18 protein-coding genes are annotated in these 20,215 nt (G+C 42.3%); 2 read left to right on the top strand and 16 right to left on the bottom strand.

Annotation, left to right across the window (positions count from 1 at the left end; all coding sequences use genetic code 11):
* Window positions 1–11: 11 nt before the first annotated feature.
* From AC1DV1_RS04285 to AC1DV1_RS04255, 7 genes are all read right to left on the bottom strand, one after another.
* Window positions 12–458 (bottom strand): hypothetical protein, encoded by a 447-nt coding sequence (locus tag AC1DV1_RS04285; protein WP_477355766.1) that lies wholly within the window; start codon window positions 456–458, stop codon window positions 12–14.
* 5 nt (window positions 459–463) lie between these two features.
* Entirely contained in the window at window positions 464–814 is a 351-nt protein-coding gene (locus AC1DV1_RS04280) for a phage holin family protein (protein WP_477355763.1), read from the bottom strand.
* 73 nt (window positions 815–887) lie between these two features.
* On the bottom strand, window positions 888–1,154 hold the full coding sequence (locus AC1DV1_RS04275) for a YtxH domain-containing protein (protein ID WP_147052900.1): 267 nt from the start codon (window positions 1,152–1,154) through the stop codon (window positions 888–890).
* 152 nt (window positions 1,155–1,306) lie between these two features.
* Window positions 1,307–2,350 carry an AI-2E family transporter gene (locus tag AC1DV1_RS04270; protein ID WP_477355760.1) on the bottom strand — a complete coding sequence of 348 codons (1,044 nt, stop codon included), beginning with the start codon at window positions 2,348–2,350 and terminating at the stop codon, window positions 1,307–1,309.
* 163 nt (window positions 2,351–2,513) lie between these two features.
* Complete coding sequence (locus tag AC1DV1_RS04265; protein ID WP_477355757.1) at window positions 2,514–2,723, bottom strand: hypothetical protein; 210 nt, start codon at window positions 2,721–2,723, stop codon at window positions 2,514–2,516.
* Between the two features lie 4 nt (window positions 2,724–2,727).
* Window positions 2,728–4,158 (bottom strand): sigma-54-dependent transcriptional regulator, encoded by a 1,431-nt coding sequence (locus AC1DV1_RS04260; RefSeq protein ID WP_477355754.1) that lies wholly within the window; start codon window positions 4,156–4,158, stop codon window positions 2,728–2,730.
* Window positions 4,159–4,337: 179 nt separating this feature from the next.
* Window positions 4,338–4,940 carry a hypothetical protein gene (locus AC1DV1_RS04255; RefSeq protein WP_477355751.1) on the bottom strand — a complete coding sequence of 201 codons (603 nt, stop codon included), beginning with the start codon at window positions 4,938–4,940 and terminating at the stop codon, window positions 4,338–4,340.
* A gap of 526 nt (window positions 4,941–5,466) precedes the next feature.
* On the opposite strand from AC1DV1_RS04255, the gene cmk reads away from it, so the two are divergent.
* Window positions 5,467–6,144: a (d)CMP kinase gene (gene cmk, locus AC1DV1_RS04250; protein ID WP_477355748.1), complete on the top strand. Its 678-nt coding sequence runs from the start codon at window positions 5,467–5,469 to the stop codon at window positions 6,142–6,144.
* A gap of 64 nt (window positions 6,145–6,208) precedes the next feature.
* On the opposite strand, the gene AC1DV1_RS04245 is transcribed toward cmk, so the two are convergent.
* Both AC1DV1_RS04245 and AC1DV1_RS04240 read right to left on the bottom strand, forming a co-directional pair.
* Window positions 6,209–6,664: a deoxycytidylate deaminase gene (locus tag AC1DV1_RS04245; protein WP_477355745.1), complete on the bottom strand. Its 456-nt coding sequence runs from the start codon at window positions 6,662–6,664 to the stop codon at window positions 6,209–6,211.
* Between the two features lie 89 nt (window positions 6,665–6,753).
* On the bottom strand, window positions 6,754–8,409 hold the full coding sequence (locus tag AC1DV1_RS04240) for an MFS transporter (RefSeq protein ID WP_477355742.1): 1,656 nt from the start codon (window positions 8,407–8,409) through the stop codon (window positions 6,754–6,756).
* A gap of 168 nt (window positions 8,410–8,577) precedes the next feature.
* Here AC1DV1_RS04240 and AC1DV1_RS04235 point away from each other — a divergent pair, with 168 nt between their 5' ends.
* Window positions 8,578–9,231, top strand: a complete 654-nt coding sequence (locus AC1DV1_RS04235) for a LysE family translocator (RefSeq protein WP_477355739.1) — start codon at window positions 8,578–8,580, stop codon at window positions 9,229–9,231.
* Window positions 9,232–9,672: 441 nt separating this feature from the next.
* On the opposite strand, the gene AC1DV1_RS04230 is transcribed toward AC1DV1_RS04235, so the two are convergent.
* The 7 genes from AC1DV1_RS04230 to AC1DV1_RS04200 all read right to left on the bottom strand — a co-directional run bounded on the left by AC1DV1_RS04230 (window position 9,673) and on the right by AC1DV1_RS04200 (window position 20,214).
* Window positions 9,673–11,580 carry an amidophosphoribosyltransferase gene (locus tag AC1DV1_RS04230; RefSeq protein WP_477355736.1) on the bottom strand — a complete coding sequence of 636 codons (1,908 nt, stop codon included), beginning with the start codon at window positions 11,578–11,580 and terminating at the stop codon, window positions 9,673–9,675.
* 146 nt (window positions 11,581–11,726) lie between these two features.
* The gene (locus AC1DV1_RS04225; RefSeq protein WP_477355733.1) at window positions 11,727–12,092 is read right to left on the bottom strand and encodes a hypothetical protein; all 366 of its coding nucleotides are present in this window, start codon (window positions 12,090–12,092) and stop codon (window positions 11,727–11,729) included.
* Window positions 12,093–12,246: 154 nt separating this feature from the next.
* Window positions 12,247–14,223: an amidohydrolase family protein gene (locus AC1DV1_RS04220; RefSeq protein WP_477355731.1), complete on the bottom strand. Its 1,977-nt coding sequence runs from the start codon at window positions 14,221–14,223 to the stop codon at window positions 12,247–12,249.
* 207 nt (window positions 14,224–14,430) lie between these two features.
* Window positions 14,431–15,054: an alpha-ketoglutarate-dependent dioxygenase AlkB family protein gene (locus AC1DV1_RS04215; RefSeq protein WP_477355728.1), complete on the bottom strand. Its 624-nt coding sequence runs from the start codon at window positions 15,052–15,054 to the stop codon at window positions 14,431–14,433.
* Window positions 15,055–15,279: 225 nt separating this feature from the next.
* Complete coding sequence (locus AC1DV1_RS04210) at window positions 15,280–16,587, bottom strand: ammonium transporter (protein WP_477355725.1); 1,308 nt, start codon at window positions 16,585–16,587, stop codon at window positions 15,280–15,282.
* Window positions 16,588–16,690: 103 nt separating this feature from the next.
* Window positions 16,691–18,190, bottom strand: coding sequence for an NADH-quinone oxidoreductase subunit N (locus AC1DV1_RS04205; RefSeq protein WP_477355722.1), 1,500 nt, complete (start codon window positions 18,188–18,190; stop codon window positions 16,691–16,693).
* 5 nt (window positions 18,191–18,195) lie between these two features.
* A complete protein-coding gene (locus AC1DV1_RS04200; protein ID WP_477355719.1) occupies window positions 18,196–20,214 on the bottom strand; it encodes a DUF4139 domain-containing protein in 2,019 nt (672 codons plus the stop codon).
* Between the last annotated feature and the right edge of the window lies 1 nt (window position 20,215).

The following is a 20,215-nucleotide window of genomic DNA, read 5'->3' as shown; positions in this document are numbered from 1 at the left end:
TTAAAATACCTTTAAACTACCGGGCCGGCAATTGGCTTTTTATAGGGCTCGGGCTTGTATTCGTCCTTGCTTTTCTTCTTGGTGAATTTTTCAAAAAGGCCTTTTACTGTACCCCAAACGCCCGAAACAGAATCTTCGTTAACATAGTTGGATGCCTTTTGCGATACCAACCCTACCAAAGTTTTAACCAAAAAATTGGAATTTTTAAACAGCGTTTTATTTAAGGTAAGCGGAATCACAAATCTGGATATAAGGTTTATAATATCCGGATGAAAAAGGCCTGGGTTGCGGACACCATCGCTATCAACTGAACGCGGAAACAACGACATAACAGATGAAAATATGGCAGAAGGGCTGCTTACCCTTGCCCGTAAAGCGGTGCTTTGCTGGCTCTCGAGCGCTTTAAGCCTGAATATTTCATCCTGTAAATCGTTTATACTTCTTATCTGATAGCTCATGATGTTTACCTTTTAAATATTTTTTGAATAAAAATATTGGCCAATGGTTTTTCTATGCGGCTTTTATTCAACTTAATAATGATAGCGATAATTAAATAAATAAGGGCAACGCATCCAAAGCCCATCCAGTTGGAATGCAGTACATCGGCCAGGTAAAACGCCAAGGTTAGGCTGGCAAATATAAAGAAGAGCACCATCCCTATTACCACAACAACATCGGTAATAACGCTTGCTAAAATGGAGGTGCCATTTTCAATAGCCTCATATTTTAAAAGCTTAAACCGTGTTTCGGCGTATTCCCTTAACTGATCAATAATTGGTGGTAGTGGTGGTGGAGTTTCTTTTTCGGCTTCCATAGGTGTTTGGTTTAATAATTTTATAATCCCGGATAATTCAATACGATGAATTATCCGGGTTGTTTAAATAAAATTATGCGTGTTCCAAATCGTCCTGGTACTCTTCTTCAGCACCACGAATTTTTGATTTAATATTCTCAACCACTTTGTCTTTTAAGCCAACCAGGTTATCAATCTCAGCAGCGGCAGTTTCCTTAATGGAGTCGCCAAGATTTTTTAATGATTCAGTAAGCTTGTCGCGAGTTTCCCCACCTTTATCGGGTGCAAATAAAATGCCTAAAGCCGCCCCTGCTGCCAAGCCCGCAAGCAATGCAACAACTACTTTTGTGTTATCATTCATTGTAATATAAATTTAAAGTTGAACATTTGATTGATTAATACTAATACCTTGCCAAATATCATCAATTGTATTATTTGTATGCTAATTGTGTGTAAATAGTTTTTTTGTCAGTTATTTTTTGGTTATGTGTTTACAAAACTGTTCAATGCCTGTCAGTTTTCTGTTGCTGTGTTAATCCGCTCGAGCCTGTCGGCAGCCATGCGGTTGGTTTCATATATTTCCAACAGTAACAAAAAGTAAGATAGCAAAACCGGACCAAAAACCAGGCCCAAAATCCCAAAAAGAGGCAGCCCAATAAACACGCCGATGATGGATATAATTGGGTGCGTATTGGCCACCCGCTTATTGATAATCATCCTTAAAAAATTGTCAACATTGCCTATAAATAACAAGCCATACGCCAGTAATGCAACACCTTGCCAGTTATGCCCCTGCGCAAACAACAAAATACTTGCAGGTATGCACAATGTAGGCGCCCCTACTACCGGCAAAAACGAAATAAATATGGCTATAACCCCCCAAAAAACCGGATCGGGAATGCCGAATATTAAAAATCCGTTGGCCAGCAAGGCACCCTGGGTAACAGCTATGATTCCTTGTCCTAAAACGTTAGAATAGGTAGAATCGCGTAGGGCAGCTGCAAATTTTAATGCATGTTGCTCTCTGAACGGTGCGTATTTTAACAAACCCGCTTCAAACTCGCGCATTTGCGTAAGCATAAAATACAAAATAAAATACAAAACCAGCAAGGTAAGAATAATGCTTGCCGCACTGCTTAATATAGATGGGAATAGGCTGGTGCCAAATGAGCCTAATTTTTGGAGCGTATCTTCGGCAAAATGGGGCTGATTAAGGTTAGCAGCAGCAAAAGCATCAATTTTTGTAGTCCACTGATCAATGGGCAGGTCTTTAATGTTAATGCTCGATATTTTCCCCACCACCATAATACTCAGGATGAGGAAAGGTATAACAATGATAATTAGCGATGTAAAAATAATGATAAGTGCCACCAGCGACTTTGGCCATTCGCGCTTCTCGGCCAGGTTAACATACAACGGCCTGAAAATAACATACAATACAATAGCGCCAAGTATACTGCTGAATAAGCCGCTGAGCGCGTAAAGCAAGAAACACCCCAGCACTATAATACTGGCCAGGATAATGTTATTGCGTTGTTTGTAGTTAAAAATTGACATGGGTGATAAGAATCAAGATATCAGATCCAAAAATCAAGAAAGAAAATCGTAAACTGTTGCCTTGATTCCTGACTCATGGTTCTTGATCCTATCCTTAAAATTGAGACAAAAAAAACGCTAAAAAGTTTCAGCGTTTTTAAAAAGTATTTTGGCCACAATTTCCTTATTCTGCATCGTTTAACAGCTCGTTTATTTTTTTCGCGCTTGTGTCAATCATTTCTATAAAAAATAATCCCTCGTCGTTTATATCCGGCAATTCGTACTTTAATTGTTCTAATGCCAGGTGCACGTTTGAAAGCTGGTTTCTTATATCATGCTTCAATTTGCGCAGTTGGTCATCTTCGCCGTCCTTTTCCTGTTCCTGCAAATCCATCGTATTACTTCAGGTTGATGGCTTTCATTTTATTATACAAGGTTTTCCTGTCAATCTTCAAAATCTCGGCTGCCCTGGTTTTGTTAAAATTCACTTCCCTTAAAACGCGAATAATTGTTTCATACTCAGCTTCAAGTGCGGCATTTTTTAAATCGTGCCGGTTTTCTTTAACATCGGGCAGCTCAAACGATGACAACGGCGCATAAGCAGATTGGTCAAAGGATGGGGTTTTGAAGTTCGATATCTCCAGCGGCAGGGCTTTCATGGTAATCTCGTTATCTTCGGCCAGCAATGCCGCCCGCCTGATTACGTTTTTAAGCTCTCGGATATTGCCCGGCCAGCGGTAATTCATAAAACAATCAATAACCTCGGGCGCAAACGCATCTACATTACGGCCCAGTTCGTTGTTGGCTATTCTTAAAAAATGTTCGGCCAGCAGCATAATATCACCACCCCGCTCGCGTAGTGGCGGCATATAAATGGTAAACTCATTAAAGCGGTGGTACAGGTCTTCCCTGAATTTGCCTTTGCTAATACCCTCCTGCAGGCTCTCATTGGTGGCTATAATAATACGTACATCAAGGTCAATTTCTTTGGTACTGCCAATCCTTTTAACCTTGCGCTCCTGAACGGTGCGCAGCAGGGCGGCCTGTATTTCGTATGATAGGTTACCAACCTCATCCAAAAACAAAGTACCGCCGTTGGCCATTTCAAAGTGGCCTATCTTGGTGTATAAAGCACCTGTAAAAGAACCTTTCTCGTGTCCAAAAAACTCACTGGCGGCCAGTTCTTTTGTTAACGAACCGCAATCCATGGCAATAAAAGGCTGGTTATGGCGCGGACTGTTCAGATGGATGCTTTTAGCAACCGATTCTTTACCTGTACCGCTCTCGCCTAAAATAATTACGCTATAGTTTGTTGGGGCTACCAGCTCAATCTGCCTCAGTAATTCTTTAGATGCTTTGCTGGTGCCGGCCACAAATTCACCGGCAAATACTTGCTTTTTAGTTTCTTTGCTTTTCGACTTATCGGCAACTACCGTTGCGGCACTTTCCGATTCTTCAACTAATGCGTAGTGGGTTTCAAAAGCTTTATTGATCGTATTTAAAATTTCGTCGGGGTATAATGGCTTGGTGATGTAATCATAAGCGCCCATTTTAATAAGTTCAACAGCCATTTTTATATCCGAGTAGCCGGTTATAATAATTACCCCGGTTTTTGGATACTGCGTCTTAATATTCCGAAGCATTTCGCGCCCATCGGTATCCTCCAGCCTGAAATCGCACAGTACCAGGTTATAATCGCCAACTTTAAGTGCTTCCATCCCGCCGGTACCGCTTGATGCGGTGCTTACATCAAAGCCGTTGCGAATTAAAAATTTAGATAGCAGTAAGGCTACATTAACTTCATCATCAATGATGAGGATTTTTTTCATATCGGTTACTACAGTGGTAAAATGTATTAAAGGCGTTAAATTACAAACAATGTAGCTATTTGTACGATTTTATTGAATTATAGTTGTCTCATTGGTTAAAAAAATATCCACAAAAAGCAAAAAGAGGCAACCATAACTGGCCGCCTCTTTCGTTTTTTCAGGTAAAAAAAGGATCGATATTAAAAACCGTAGGCTACACGTACACCTATAAAATTTACTTTGCTTGCATCAACACCGGTCGCAAATTTGGTAGTTGCTTCGTAACGTACACCGGCATCAATAAAGCTGCTTTTGCTTACCGGGAACTGAACACCAATTTGCGGAGCGTAAACAAACGCGGTTGATTTGTTGGCACCCAAATCAGATTTGTTTAACAAAAATGCGGCACCTGCTTCGCCCTGTACATAAAAGTTTTCGATAGGGAAGAATTTTAAACCGGCCTTAACTGGCAATAATTTAAAATCGGTAACATCGGCATTGGCAACACCACCAATATTCTTTTTGCCAAAAACATTGTTGTATCCTGCGTTAATAGTTACAAATAACTGTTGTTTGTAAACCGGAATATCTGCCTGTAACGATCCGCCTAAGTTCCATTTGTAATTATCTTTAAAGTTGCCTACAGGAATACCCGCATCAACGCCAATGCTGTAACGAATGCCACCCGGGGTGGTTGTTGTAGTAGAAGTTGTTGTGGTAGTAGTTGTTGTTTGAGCTGATGCGCCAAGACCTAAACCGGCAAAAGCTAAAATTAAAGCTGAAATTTTGAATGAATTTTTCATAACAATTGTTGTGTTTTGATTTTGTTTTGTTTTAAACACAAGGCAAATTAAAGCACCAAAACACATATCATTTTTCATCCCAAAGTCATGTGTATTTAACCGTTTGATTGACAATAATTTATTTTTTGACCAATAGGGTACAATAGTCAGACCACTGTAAAATAGCTTTTGAATTGCTTTTTCAATGTCAGAATTAACACTGGCTTAACAAGGGGTTTGGGGTTACAGAATGGTATTTTCTGCGTAAAAAGTACTTTCGAAGAAAAAACTTCGAAACCATGGCATCCATCTTTGCTTATAATGCGAAGGAAAAAAACATCGTTATTGTTTTCTTTTCCTGGTACTACCTCTGTAAGGGCTACGTGCTCCTATAACCCAATGTAATTGTTTGAAACTGGATTCCATCTACCTTACCGGCTTTTGAGGATTTTTAAGCGGGCGACTGGTTAAATTAAAGCCTTCTATAACTAAATCAAGGCATCCAACTACACAACAATCAACAAAAATCATTATTTTAGCAGCTCTTATGAACAACAATATCGTAGTAGCAATTGATGGTTATTCATCATGTGGTAAAAGTACTTTAGCAAAGGCTTTAGCAAAAAAACTTCATTTTATTTATGTAGATAGCGGCGCAATGTACCGGGCCGTGGCGTTGTACTTTCTGCGTAATAACATCGATTTGGCTAACCAGGAACAGATTTCCGATGCGCTGAACAACATCCATCTTAACTTTCACTCCAGGGATTACCAAACACACATTACCCTGAATGATGAAGAAGTATCTGACGAGATACGCCAGATGCATGTGGCCGAAAAAGTAAGTACCATTGCAGCAATACATGCAGTGCGTGTTGCCATGGTAAAACAGCAGCAGCGCATGGGCAAATCAAAAAACATTATTATGGATGGCCGCGATATTGGCACCGTTGTATTCCCGAATGCGCAGGTAAAGCTGTTTATGACTGCCGACCCAAAAATCCGTGCCGAGCGCAGGTATAAAGAGATGTTGCCTACAAACCCCGAAATAACTTTAGAAGAAATTTTTGATAACCTGGCCCACCGCGATTACCAGGATACCACCCGCAAGGAGAGTCCGTTGACGCGTGCTGAAGACGCTATTATTTTGGATAATACCGACCTGAGCCCAGACGAACAACTACTATTCGCGCTTAGCCATATTGAACCTTTCCTGGCCGATTAAAGCCAGGTTACTATTTATCGCAAATATTGTCGTTAACCCCGGCCTAAAAAAGTGGCCGGGCAATCTAATCTTCTATAAATCGTACGGTTGGTACACCAAAACGATTCAAAAAATCAACGCCTTCGTCGCTGCCGATGCCTTTATATTCGGCGTATGATTTATCAAAATAAACTTTGGTAATGCCGGCCGAATAGATAAGACGCGCACAGGCAATACAAGGCGAAAGCGTGGTATATAAGGTTGCTCCCTCCAGCTTTGCGCCGCTTTTTACGGCGTATAAAATCGCGTTTTCTTCGGCATGCAACGCTAATGAGCAGCTTCCTTTTGAATCGCGTGCGCAGCCCTGGGCCGGCCACTCCTCGTCGCAGTTATGCGTACCCGCAGGCGGGCCGTTGTAGCCGATGGATATAATACGCGTGTCCCGTGTTAAAACAGCACCTACGTGGGCTTTAACGCAGTGTGAACGTTTAGCCAGGTCGGTTGCCAGGTTCATGAATATCGAATCGAAACTTGGTTTCATAAATTAAATCATTGGGTCATTAATGCCATTGGGTCATTAAATCAGTGAAAATGACTTAATGACCCAATGGCTTATAACGGCATTAAAAATTAGTGGCCTGCAGCAACTTCAACATGGTCAAGGTCGATACCCTGGCTACGCAATTCGCGGCTTACTTTCCAGGCGAAATACGCAAGGTACGCGAAGCCTATTACAGGCACAATATATGAAAAGTGTATACCGCTCATACCTGGTACAACGTTACCTGCACCATCAGCAACTTTGCCCTGGAGCGGAGGGATGATAGAGCCCCCCAAAATCATCATGATCAGGAACGCGGAGCCCTGGCTTGTGTATTTTCCCAAACCCGTAATAGCCAAAGAGAATATGGAAGGCCACATAATGGAGCAGCACAGTCCACCACTAATGAAAGAAAACGTTGCAACTTTACCTGTGGTAAATAACCCAACCAACATAAATGCTACGCCTAATAAGCCCAATACAGATAGTGTACGTGTAGGTTTTTGTTGACCAATAAAGAACGCAACAATAAGAATTGCTACACATGCTGCATAACCATAAAGGTTACTTACGTTTACGCCGGTGGCAGCGTTAACTAATAATACTATACCAAACGCTATAAAAGGTATCAGAATGGTTAACACATATTTAACCGTTTTGGATAAGTTAAACGCGCCTATAGCACCGGCAAAACGACCGATCATCAAACTACCCCAATACAATGAAATATAAGGCGCTATATCCGATTCTTTGAACGAACCGAACTCAGGCGTTTTTAATAACGATCCCATATTGCTTTGAATAGTAACCTCGGTACCTACATAAGTAAATATAGCCAGCATACCCAGAATTAGTTGCGGGTACTGCATCGCGCCCCAACCTTCTTTGCTTTTTTTAGCGGCAAAAATAGTTCCCACCAGCGTTAATACAATAATAGCTAATGATGCGTATACAAAATACTGGCTTTTTATGTGATCTGAAGACAGCAACTTATTAAGATAGGCGCTCAACGGATCGGCTGCCAATATTAAACAGAACGCCAAAAACATAATTAAAAGCGGAGTATTGGCCTTAGGGCTTGGTTCAATTTTTTCATCGCTGGTAACCTTTGGTAAATTCGAAAACCAAAAGAAGATAGCTACGGCAATAAATAAACCGGCAAGCATGTAGTAAAGGTTATTTACGGAGGAGATTTGAACATCTTTTGCATCAATTTTAGCCGCTGCCGATCCAAATAAAATAATACCAACAACCACCGGGCCTAATAAACCACCAATATTATTAATACTGCCCGCAAAATTTAATCGGTTTGAGCCAGTTTCCGGTGGCCCAAGGGCAACAACGAAAGGGTTTGCAGCAGTTTGTTGTAATGAAAAGCCAACAGCTATAATAAAGAACACCGCTAATATTAAACCGAATGAACCTGATGCTATTGCAGGGACCATTCCCAAAGCGCCAACCGCCGATACAATCAATCCTAAAATAATACCATTTTTATAACCCATTTTATTCATAATATCAACCTTGCTGATAGATGAAGCAAAATAAAGTATTAATGAACCTATAAAATAACCGCCATAAAATGTAAAATCAATCAACTGTGATTCAAACTGGGTTAGATGAAAGTGTTCTTTACAAAAAGGTATGAATACACCGTTGGAGGCGGCTAAAAAGCCCCAAAAGAAAAATACAGTTATTAGCGTGTAAAGTGCCGAACTGTAACTTTTAGCATTGTTTTGTTCCATTTTAAAATTAGGTTATACAGAATAGATTTTGAATCGTTAAACATAATTGATTTTTTGTAAAACTGGTCATACTATTTTAAATTAAAATAAATCACAATTTTAAGTTTCGTTGTTTATGAGATAAAATTGCATATTCGCATTGTTCAAAAATGAACAAAGCCTAACTTAATGATAAAAGCCATTATTTCGGGAATTGGGTTTGGATTAGTGTTGACTGTTATTACTGGCCCGGTCTTTTTTGCGCTCATTAAAACCAGCATCGAAAAAGGTTTCCATGCAGGTGTAGCCCTTGCCCTCGGTGTTGTAACCAGCGATGTAGTATTTGTTGGTGCATTACTCTTCGGTTCGCAATATATAGATGTATCTGATCATGCTAAACTGATTGCAGGCGTTGTTGGCGCTGTAATATTGTTTACCCTTGGGCTGTACTATATGTTCAAAAAAGCCGAGGTAAACTACGATAACAAGGCAACAAATATCAACAAGGCAGGCTACTTTTTCAAAGGCTTTCTGATGTGCATCTTCAACCCCACGCTGTTATTCCACTGGACGGTTGTTATCGGCGCGGCCAGTACCACTTTCCTGGTGGGCACGCCCCATCGGTCATTCCATATAGCTGTTATGTTTTTAACTATCCTTGTTGTACAGTTTGGTATGGATACCATTAAAGCTTTTTATGCCGATAAGCTGCGCGACAAAATTTCGGTTAAACTCATTCACCGCCTTAACGAAGTGGCAGGTATAGCGTTAATAATCGCCTCATTGGTACTGATCGACAAACTGGTTACGCACTTCATCTTCGCGGCACCGGCAGGGTCATGAGGCCCCCCAGCCCCCTGAAGGGGGAGCTTTTTGATTGGTTAAGCGTTCTCGCGATTGCTTCGTGCCTTATAATGACATGATTGTAATGCGTTGACTATCAACGTTGATTTTTTACGTAGAGACGTAATATTTTGTGTCTCCCGCATGCAAATCAAACCTTGCGTCTCCGCCTGCCTGGCGGAGACGCAAAATATTGCTTCTCTACATTAAACCCAATTTACAATTATGTCATTACTGTTTTTTCAGGTTAGCCTGATGTTTACCCGCAATGACATAGCTTAATTTTGTCACTCCTCCTTCAGAATTCATCCCGAAATCCGACAATTCAGAATAACCTCGTTTTAATTTTTATGAAAACACTCAAAAAAGCACAAAAAAGGCGACAAGTATAAACTCATCGCCTCTATATAATTTCACTCCCCCTTCATGGGGCGGGGGGGCTTACATATAAGCCCTTTGGTTTTTACCTTCCATCCAGTTAACAAAGGCGCGGTTAACAACTTTGTTACCGCCTGGGGTTGGGTAATCGCCGCTGAAGTACCAGTCGCCGGTATGATCCGGGCAGGCAATATGCAGGTTATCTAAAGTTTGATAGATAACTTTCACCTCGCATTTGATCTCTTTAGGAGTGATGATCTGCGCTATACGGTCAGATACCTGCTGATCGGTAAATAACTCGTATATGGCTTTTACATGGTTTTGTACCTTCTCTTTAGGCAGCTTAATGCTGTCTTTACATTTCTGGTAAACATCTAAAATCACATCTTCCCTGTCCATTTCCTTTAACAGGCTAATGGCAGCCTCAAAAGCAACAAACTCACCCATACGCGACATATCTATACCATAGCAGTCAGGGTAACGGATTTGCGGCGCCGATGATACAACTACAACCTTGGTAGGGCCAAGCCTGTCCAGTATCTTCAGGATACTTTGTTTAAGCGTGGTACCACGAACGATCGAATCGTCTAATACTACCAGGGTATCGGTATCACGTTTTATTAAACCGTAGGTGGTATCGTAAACGTGGGCAACCATTTCGCTACGGTCAGCATCCTGGGTGATGAAGGTTCGCAGTTTAACATCCTTAATAGCTATTTTTTCAACGCGTGGTGCCAGTGCAAGTAATTCGGTAAGCTCTTCGTCGCTCACTTTATCCTCACGGTTCAGCAACCTGTCGCGCTGGTATTTTTTTACGTATTTGTGTACCCCCTCTACCATGCCATAAAAAGCAACCTCGGCAGTATTAGGGATGTATGAGAATACGGTATTTTTAATATCGTGATTAACGGCATCCAATATTTGCGGGCATAATAACCGGCCTAATTGTTTACGCTCACGGTAGATAGATGCATCGCTGCCGCGTGAAAAGTAGATCCGCTCGAAAGAGCAGGCTTTCTTCTCCTTGGGCTCGCTAAACATCGTCTCGCTTATTTTACCATTCTTTTTAACGATAAGGGCATGACCGGGCATAATTTCCCTGATCTCTTCCATAGGCACGTTAAATGCTGTTTGGATAGCAGGGCGTTCTGATGCAGCTACAACAATCTCGTCGTTATAGTAATAAAACGCCGGGCGTATGCCAACCGGGTCGCGCATTACAAAGGCGTCGCCATGGCCAAGTATGCCGGCAATGGTATAACCACCATCCCAGTTTTTGGCCGATTTTGTTAAAATTTTGGCAACATCCATATCGTTGGCTATCAGCTTGCTAATCTCCACGTTATCGTCTAATCCTTCGCGTTTGTACTGGTCAAACAAGCCTTGGTTTTCGGTATCAATAAAGTGGCCCATTTTCTCGAGCACTGTAATGGTATCGGCTTGTTCCTTCGGGTGTTGGCCCAGGTCGTAAAGTTGCTGCAAAAGCTCATCAACATTGGTCATGTTAAAGTTACCTGCAATAACCAGGTTCCTGGTTTGCCAGTTGTTTTGGCGCAGGAACGGATGGCAGCTTTCTATCGAGTTTTTACCATGGGTACCATAACGCAGGTGCCCTAATAAAACCTCGCCGGTAAAGCTTACATGTTCTTTGAGCCACTCGGCATCCAACATTTTTTCGGGGGTTTCTTTCTGAATCTCCGCGAATTTCTTCTGGATGTATTCAAAAATATCAGCAACGGCATTTGAGGCCATTGACCGGTGACGACTGATGTACCGCTTGCCCGGAGCAATATCTAATTTAATGGTAGCAACACCTGCGCCATCCTGGCCGCGGTTATGTTGTTTCTCCATTAAAAGGTAAAGCTTGTTCAGGCCGTACAGCGCAGTTCCGTACTTTTTCTGATAAAAAGATAGTGGCTTTAATAAGCGGATAAATGCCACACCGCATTCATGTTTAATCTGATCGCTCATGATTCGGAATGAGGCTGCAAAGGTATCATTTATAATGGACTCTTTATAAAATCATTTGTCATTAAATAGTAGTTTAAACATCCTTTTTAATGTGCAGGTTTTAGATTACAGATGTGCAGATGTTTTTGTCTGATTATTTGTCCGAATCACTCTTTTTCAGCAGGGTAAAATGATTGCGTAACCTCAATCAACCCTACAATGCGATCGTTAAATTCTTCCAGCTCTTCGGCAGGCACCCAAAGTTCGTTATGAATAGGGCCGCCAACGTTTTCAACATTATATTTTACAAGGAACGCGGCAGGCAAACTAAACTTAGTTACAAAGCCCGAACCTGATGCAGGCACATTCCAATCCCTTGCTATTTGTATGGCGTAAGCTTCATTCATTACCGGGTAAAAGATCGGTTGTTGCGCCAATCGTTTAGGGAACCGTTTAAAACCCGATTCCTCTATCAGCTTTAATTCCCTCGGCCCAACCGGCCGCCATAAAGTTGTAAGTTCTTCTTGTTGCACGATGTGAATTTAAAGAATTTGTCTGAATCTTTCTGAACCGGAATTCATCGAATTAAAGGATTAACAGAATGTGCCTAAATTCGAGCTATTCTTAAATTCCACAAATTCCGGTTCAGACAACATCTGCACATCTGAAATTTATAATCTGCACTCCCTACCTCGAAAAACCAGCCATCCGATGCAAAGCGACAGGATCATAAACCCTGCCTGCTTTAATTACGGTAGATACTTTACGGATATCGCTGATGTTTTTTAACGGATCTCCATCTACCAGTATAATATCTGCTTGTTTACCCACTTCAATTGTGCCTGTTTGTTTGTCAATGCCCATCGCCTGGGCCGGTGTAATGGTAGCTGTTTTTATAGCCTGGGCCGGTGTTAAACCCGCCGATACGTATAGTTCCAGCTCCCTATCCAGGCTAAAACCAGGGAATCCCATATCGGTACCGGCCACAATAATAACGCCTGCATCATATAGCTTTTTTACAGAAGTTGTCATGCTTTGCATCAGGGGCTTAAATTTCATGGCATTGGCCGGTTCCATCCCCATGTTTTTAAATAGCGTTTGCAATGGGGGTGGCAACGTATTGTATGCCGGCTCCAGGTTCGTGATACTATCTTTTACATTTCGAAAGGCAAGTTCAAAAACACCCAAAGTTGGGTCTATCACCACCTGATGGTCTTTAATGAATTTTATGGCCGCCACGCTTACCGAATCATTAAAATCGACAGACCTGTCTTTATTTCTTTTCAAAATGGCGTAAACATATTGCTCGTGGTTTACCATGTTCATGCCCGAGTCTACGCCCTGTTGCAGGGTCATCCCGTTGGGGATGTGGCCGGTTACCGTTAAGCCTAATTTATGGGCTTCGTCGCAAATAGCTTTTACTATAGCTGGTTTTACCGAGCTGTAAATTTTTATCTGCGCAAATCCATTTTCTTTATAACGATCAACCGCTTTTACGGCTTCTTCTTTGGTATCTGCCTGTATAACACCAAGCGCCATCGGCCCTTTACCATCAATAATACCCGCTTTCAGGATATTTGGGCCAACGCCCCTGCCACCATCTATGGCGCTTTTTATAGCGTTAATATATTCAAATTCGTTGCCACAATCCCTAACCGTTGTTACGCCGGCTGCCAGGTAGGCAGGTCCCCATTCTGCCTGTTCAAAATGCGCGTGCATATCCCACAAGCCGGGTAAAATAGTTTTACCATTTGCATTGATTACTTTGGCGCCGGCAGGTATTTTAACATTGCCCACCTTACCTATCACTTTAATAAGGCCATCTTCTATCAACACTACAGCATTGGACATGCTTGTGCCGGTGTCTACATCAACCAGGTTACCGCCTGTAATGGCTATCACCTTACTAACTGCACCTGTGGGCGCTGCAGCCTTAGCGAAAACCTCCATACCATAAACCGCCGCTTTGCTGATTAATTCGGTCAACAGGCTTTCATATTCTTCGCGCATGGATTCCAACTTATCGCCTTCAGCATCATTGGTGATGAGGCAAATGAGCTTACCACCGGCATCCGTCCATATCAGCTCATTGCCCCAAACAAGGCCGCTTACGGTATACCTGTCAAGCAGTAATGGCTTGCCGTTAAATGTTAATTGATCTGTACCGTCTTTTTTTATTTGTACCGAGCCAAAAGGCAGGGTTTTCATAGTTACCGGCTGCTTATTCTTTTTCCAATACTGAAGCATTGCCTGTTGTACCAATGTTGGCGAGTAACCGGCTACAGGGAAGCTGATTTGACCGCTTAAGTTGTAATTAGTAGTTTTATCATCAACTTTAGCAATTACCTTGTCGCCGGAAATAACCACAGAATCGTTAATCGTAGAAAACCTGGATGTACTGCCCTTGACAACGAGTTCAAGCGGATTGCCCACCGGATTTAATTTTAGTTTGGCCTTTAAAGGCACCGGTGAACCACGGTCGACAAACTTAAAATCGACGGCGTACTCAATATCATCTTTATACTTAGCAACCCGGTAAGTTTCCTTACCAATATGCTGCGCGAATTTGTGTAAAAAGAAGGTGCCGCTATCGGGCAAATCGGTTTGGGCTTTCACATTAAAAACCAGCGCTAAAAGCGGGGCAAACACAGTAATTTTTTTCATATGCAGGTAGATTCAGATAAACTAAGTTATCATTTAATCACGGGTGTTGCAATATTTCAGATGTGCAGATTTTTTTGTCTGAATCAAAATTTACAGAATTTTAGAATTTTCAAAATAACGTGGCATTCTGTTAATTTAATAATTCTGTAAACGGCGTAGCCTTCTTGAAAACCGTTAAAAAATAAATTAAACGTGAAAAATTTTGATTCAGACATACTTAATTTCCCGGAAAGTTATGTTGATCCGAGGTCCAGGCTGTTTGGCCGTTTTGGGTACCTGGTGCAGCCAATTATGTTGTGTTGCACCCTGCATAATAAGCAGGCTGCCATTATTCAAGGCGATAGAAACTTTAGCGCTCTTTTGTTGCTTGTGTTTAAACTGAAAAGTGCGGGTTGCACCAAACGACGCCGAGGCTATAACAGGGTTGCCGGCCAGTTCCTTTTCATCATCACTGTGCCAGCCCATGCTGTCGTCGCCATGACGGTAGTAATTAAGCAGGGCCGAATTAAATTGTTTGCCGCATTGCTGTTCGGCCGCTTCTTTTATCTGTCTTAACAATGGCGTAAAAGGGATAGGTGTATTTACTACGCCCGAGTAGGTGTATTCCTGGTCGCCATCGGCGTACCAGGAAGTAAGCCGTGGAAAGTTGACCATTTTACCATAGATTTTCATTTTATCCTGTTTCCAAAGGATAGAATGCTTTAACTGTTCAAAAATACCGAGCGTGCCCTCCTCTTCAAAAAAATTAGGGTACAGGTAAACCTCCCCATCAAATGGTAATATATTTTGATGAGCAGTTGTAAACATCCCTAATTGATTATCTGAAAACATATTTTTAAAATAGAGTCAAGAACTAAGAATCAAGAGTTAAGACAAAAACACGTATTGACAACACCTTATAGACAAGTGTATTGTCAATACGTTTAATAATATAATATTTTTATGACTACGCGGCAGTCATCGCACCCGTGTCTTGACTCCCTCGCCGCCACCAAAAAAAAAATCCGGCTTCTCAGCCGGACTTTCAGGTTTATTGATTTGGTTTGAAATTCAAGATTAAAGTTTTTCGCCGTGCTGGCTAATGTCCAGCCCCACAACTTCATCCTCGGCAGATACCCGGAGAGGAGAGATCATGTCTGTTATTTTAAGCAATAACAACGACCCGAAAAACGCGAACACCGATACTCCTACCAGTGCTAATAACTGTACCAAAAACAGGTGTGTTTCGCCAAAGAAAAGGCCGTTACCAGTAGTGTTTGCAGCATTTACGTGCTGATTGGCAAAAACACCGGTTAGCAGCATACCCACCATACCACCTACCCCATGGCAAGGGAATACATCAAGTGTATCATCAATGGTAGTGCGCGTACGCCACTCCACAACCAGGTTACTGATTACGGCCGATATAATACCGATAGCCAGCGAATGCGGAACAGTTACATAACCTGCAGCCGGCGTAATGGCCACAAGGCCTACTACCGCGCCTATACAGGTACCCATAGCCGATGGTTTGCGGCCACGCAGCATATCAAAAAATATCCAGGTAATACCACCTGCAGCCGAAGCTGTTGTACTGGTGGCCAAAGCGGTTACCGCCAAAGCATTTGCGCCAAAAGCCGAACCTGCATTAAAGCCAAACCAGCCAAACCATAAAAGCCCGGTGCCTATCATTACATAAGTAATACGGGCAGGCGAATGATTAGCCTCGTTACGGCGTTTTAAATATAAGGCAGAAGCCAGCGCCGCCCATCCGGCCGACATGTGTACCACCGTACCGCCGGCAAAGTCAAGCACACCCAGTTTGGCCAGTATGCCATCCGGGTGCCAGGTGCAATGCGCCAGTGGCGAGAATATGAAGATGGAGAACAGTACCAAAAAAATAATGTAGGAGTTAAAACGAATCCGCTCGGCAAAAGCACCGGTAATCAGTGCCGGGGTAATTATGGCGAATTTTAACTGGTACATGGCAAACAACAACAACGGGATAGTTGGCGCGGCTTTCCAGGTAGCATTACCCAGCATTCCTTTCATCATAAAAAAGGTGGCGGGGTTGCCAATAACGCCATGAAAACTTTCGCCAAAGGCCAGGCTAAAACCAAATATACCCCAAAGTACCGTGATGATAACCATACACACGATGCTTTGCAGCATGGTAGATATCACGTTTTTTTTGTTTACCATACCGCCGTAAAAGAAGGCAAGGCCCGGCGTCATAATCAAAACAAGCGCTGTCGACATCAGCATCCAGGCTATATCACCGGTATTAAAATGAGGATTGCCGGAGTTTTTGAACTCGACAGATGGAAACAAAAAAGTAAGCGTAAGAATTATAAGTATAATTAGAAAAGGAATATACCGCTTCATTTAATTTTTAGACTTGTTAAAAAACAGCCTAAATTAATACTTTTCTGTCGATAAAAAGAAGATTGTGTTAATTTTATATTAAATAGGTAATAAAAAATTACGTTTACAGGTATTTTAAAACGAAATCCGGAAAAACACCCAACAAAATCAGCACAAAACTTATAATTACAACCAAAATGAGCGAATTGTATGATTTTTTATATTCAATATCCTGATTTTCTGGTCTTTTCAGGAATAAATTAAGTGGAATTTTTATATAGTAAAATAAACTTACTACCGTTGTTAAAGCCCCTGTAGCCATCATCAGCAACAGCCAGATACTATGATTTTGCTGATAAAGCCCATATACCGCCGAAAACACAAACACCTTACCCGTAAAGCCGGCACTCACCGGCAAGCCTGTCAGCGATATCAGGATGATGGTAAAACACACCCCGGCAACCGGGTATTTTAAACCAAGGCCTTTATAAGCGTCAAGGTCCTGAGCATCCGCCACATTTGTAAAATAAGTTGCCAGCACCAATGCGCCAATATTGGCCACCGCATAAACTAACAGGTAATAAGTTAAAGCCGATATGCCTTGCTGGTTAAGTACCACCACGGCCATCAGCGCGAAACCAGTATGGCCAATGCTGGAGTAAGCCAGCATCCGTTTAACATTACTTTGCAATACTGCGGCAAAGTTTCCCGCTATCATGCTGATAATACCCGCTACTGATAGCACAATAACCAAATTGAACCCGGTATTGGCGCCAAGCAGTATAAAAGGCGGTAAAAAGTTAACCAATAAAGCAAAGGCCGCAATTTTAGGTAAGGTAGACAGGTATGCAGTAACCGGCGTTGGCGCTCCCTGGTACACATCGGGCACCCAGAAATGAACGGGGACAAATGACAGCTTAAACCCTATGCCCACCAACACCAGCACTATAGCAAAAGCCGAGCTAAGCTGATTGACCTTTAAAAGTTCCATAACGGTATTGTGCTGCAAAATATCCAGCGAACCGCTGAATGCATATATCAACGAAATACCATAAAGCATAATTGCCGACGATGCCGCGCCAAACAATACATATTTTAAGCCCGCCTCGGTACTGAAAGCGTTCTCGCTACGGTAAGCTACCATTAGGTACGATGCGATGGAAACCATCTCGATAGCCAGGTAAATAGATAACAGGTTTATAGCCATCACCATTAAATGCAGCCCGAATATAGAGGCCATGGTAATGGTATATAGATCAGATAATCCTTTCTGATGGCTTTTCAGCTTCTCGTCCCACGTAAAATATAACAGCAGGATAAAGGCCAGCAAATCGATGATGAGTTTAAACCATAGTCCGCTGCGGCTCAGGAGCAGCATTTGGCTAAACAGCAGGTGCGGGCCATCCAATATCAGCCCAAATTGATTTAAATCGGTAAAGGCTACCAATAACATGCCTGTAATGGCTACCATGCGGCAGTAACCAGCAGATGTTTTACCAAAAAGCAGGTCGGTTATCATCACAAACACAAACAGTAAACCCAGGTATGCTTCGGGCAAAAAATAGTGCAGGCTGGCAATTACCTGGGTTAGCTGTTCGGATATGTTGGTGAGCAGTTGGTGCATTTATATTATTGAACTATTACTGATTGATTTTTGGGGTACTTAACCTGGTACTTTAACTGCACCTTTTTATCATCCTGCGAATTTAACACGAAATTCCATGAAAGTTTGCCCGTATGCGCATCCAATTTTGCACCCGATGTTTCCTGCACATCTACCTGTATGTCGGAATTTTGCGAAACGGGCACCTGGTCTTCTACCAATAAGTTAACCGGCTGGCTTTTGCGGTTTTTAGCTTCAACAAGCCAGTTGCGGGTTTCCTTTTTGTTGGAGCCGAAGATCTGCCGCTCGGCCAGTTCCTTTTGCAGGGTGCGGGTAACTACAATATTTTTATCGTTGCCTAACGAAAGGTTAAGCGTATCTGTAGTGGCCTGGGTGTTAATTAATGATTTACCGATAAAAGTTCCTTCAAAAAACAAACTGGCTTCGCCGGATAGGAAATTGTATTTGTTCCAGTTGGTAAGCTGGGCGGTTAAAAACACATCGGTGCTTATTTTGGGGGCAACGTAATACTGATAGCTGGCTTCTAAATCAAACTGCCCAATCTCTACCATATATTGCTTACCATCTGTTGGTACCGTGTAAGGATTGGCAATGGCAAACTCTACGTTGGTTTGGTTTTCAATTTGCTTTACTTCGATTGGGGTAGTTGAATAGCCCAGGCTGGATATCCCTCTGATCTTTATTTTATCGACTGCTCCAGGTGTAATACTCACTCCGGAAACCCGCCCCTCAAGCGACTCTGATGTACTGCCATAACCTACAACAACAACCTCATTTAAAGCCTGGCTTGATGGTTTAAGCGCTACACTTATAACAGCCGCATTGGCCTGCCGCTCCATGGTTTCGTAACCAAGAAAACTATAAGTAAGTGTTGGGTTGCCGGCCGGTACCTGGATATTGTAATTGCCATCTTTATCGCTTACCGTACCTATCGATGTGCCTTTTATCCTAATGGATACGCCGGGCAAGGGCTGCCCATCATCCTGAGCAACAACCTTGCCCGTAACTTTGGTGATGCTGCTGGCAGCGCCTGAATAATACATCCCGAAATTTAAATAGTCCGGGGTAAGCTCGGGTTTACTGCCGCTTACGGTTGGGTTGCCTGTTGACAAGGTGATTTTAATATTTTTCCATTCCTCGCCGCTTTGCTGCGACACATTGGCTTTATAAGTTATGCTGATGGGGCTGTTTACATTTTTAGCCCTGATATCATAAACAGGATACCAGCTGGCGGTATGCACCACGTAGTTGATGGTAAATGTAGACTGCAGATCGGCTTTAGACGATACCGTAACCAGCACATTACTGGTGGTGCTGCGGCGGCCTTTAACAATATCGGCTATTTGCTTATCGTATTTTTGAAGTTCGAGGTTTAGCAAGGCCACCTGGTCGGCTACGGTTTGCTGTTTTTGCTTGATCTCGGTTAGGCGGGCCGTTTGAAAGTCAAGTGCCTGTTTAAGTTTTACAATATCGAGGCCATTTTTTTCGCCGCTACCTACCTGGTTTTTTGATAGCATATCGGCCTCTTCCTGGTAAATAGGGAGCAAGCCGTTTTGTAAGGATATTTTGTCCCTGATGAGTTTTTGCTGAGCCTGCAAATCGATAATTTGCTTTTGCTTCAACTCTTCGTTAAAAAAATCAAGCTCGTGCTTAACCGAAAGAATGGTAAAATTACCACCTGCGCTTACCTGCAAACTCTGCACGTCCATATCTGCCGATAGGTTGTTGAATACCAGGGTTGATGTACCGGCGCTTATATTTACCTGCGCGGTGCGGCTTACCTGTGCCCCGCTTAAAAACACGGTAACTTTTTGAACTTTCGAGGCGATTTTTTGCCCCTCATCTGCTCTGGCGGCAATAGCTATAAATAAAAAAATAGCGGTTGATAGTTTTTTTTTGAACATAACGTCTTCGGTTAAATGGATACTTGCTGTTAGTTTTCCCCCATTAGCCGCAAAGGCTACCGGGTAAACTAAAGATGCAGCGGTATGCATTTTTCCATAAAAGAATTTATGCTGATACACT

It is taken from the genome of Mucilaginibacter sp. P4_D1 (assembly GCF_056401935.1).
Note: the sequence above shows the minus strand (reverse complement) of the source record. Positions and strands in the feature narration are given on the sequence as shown.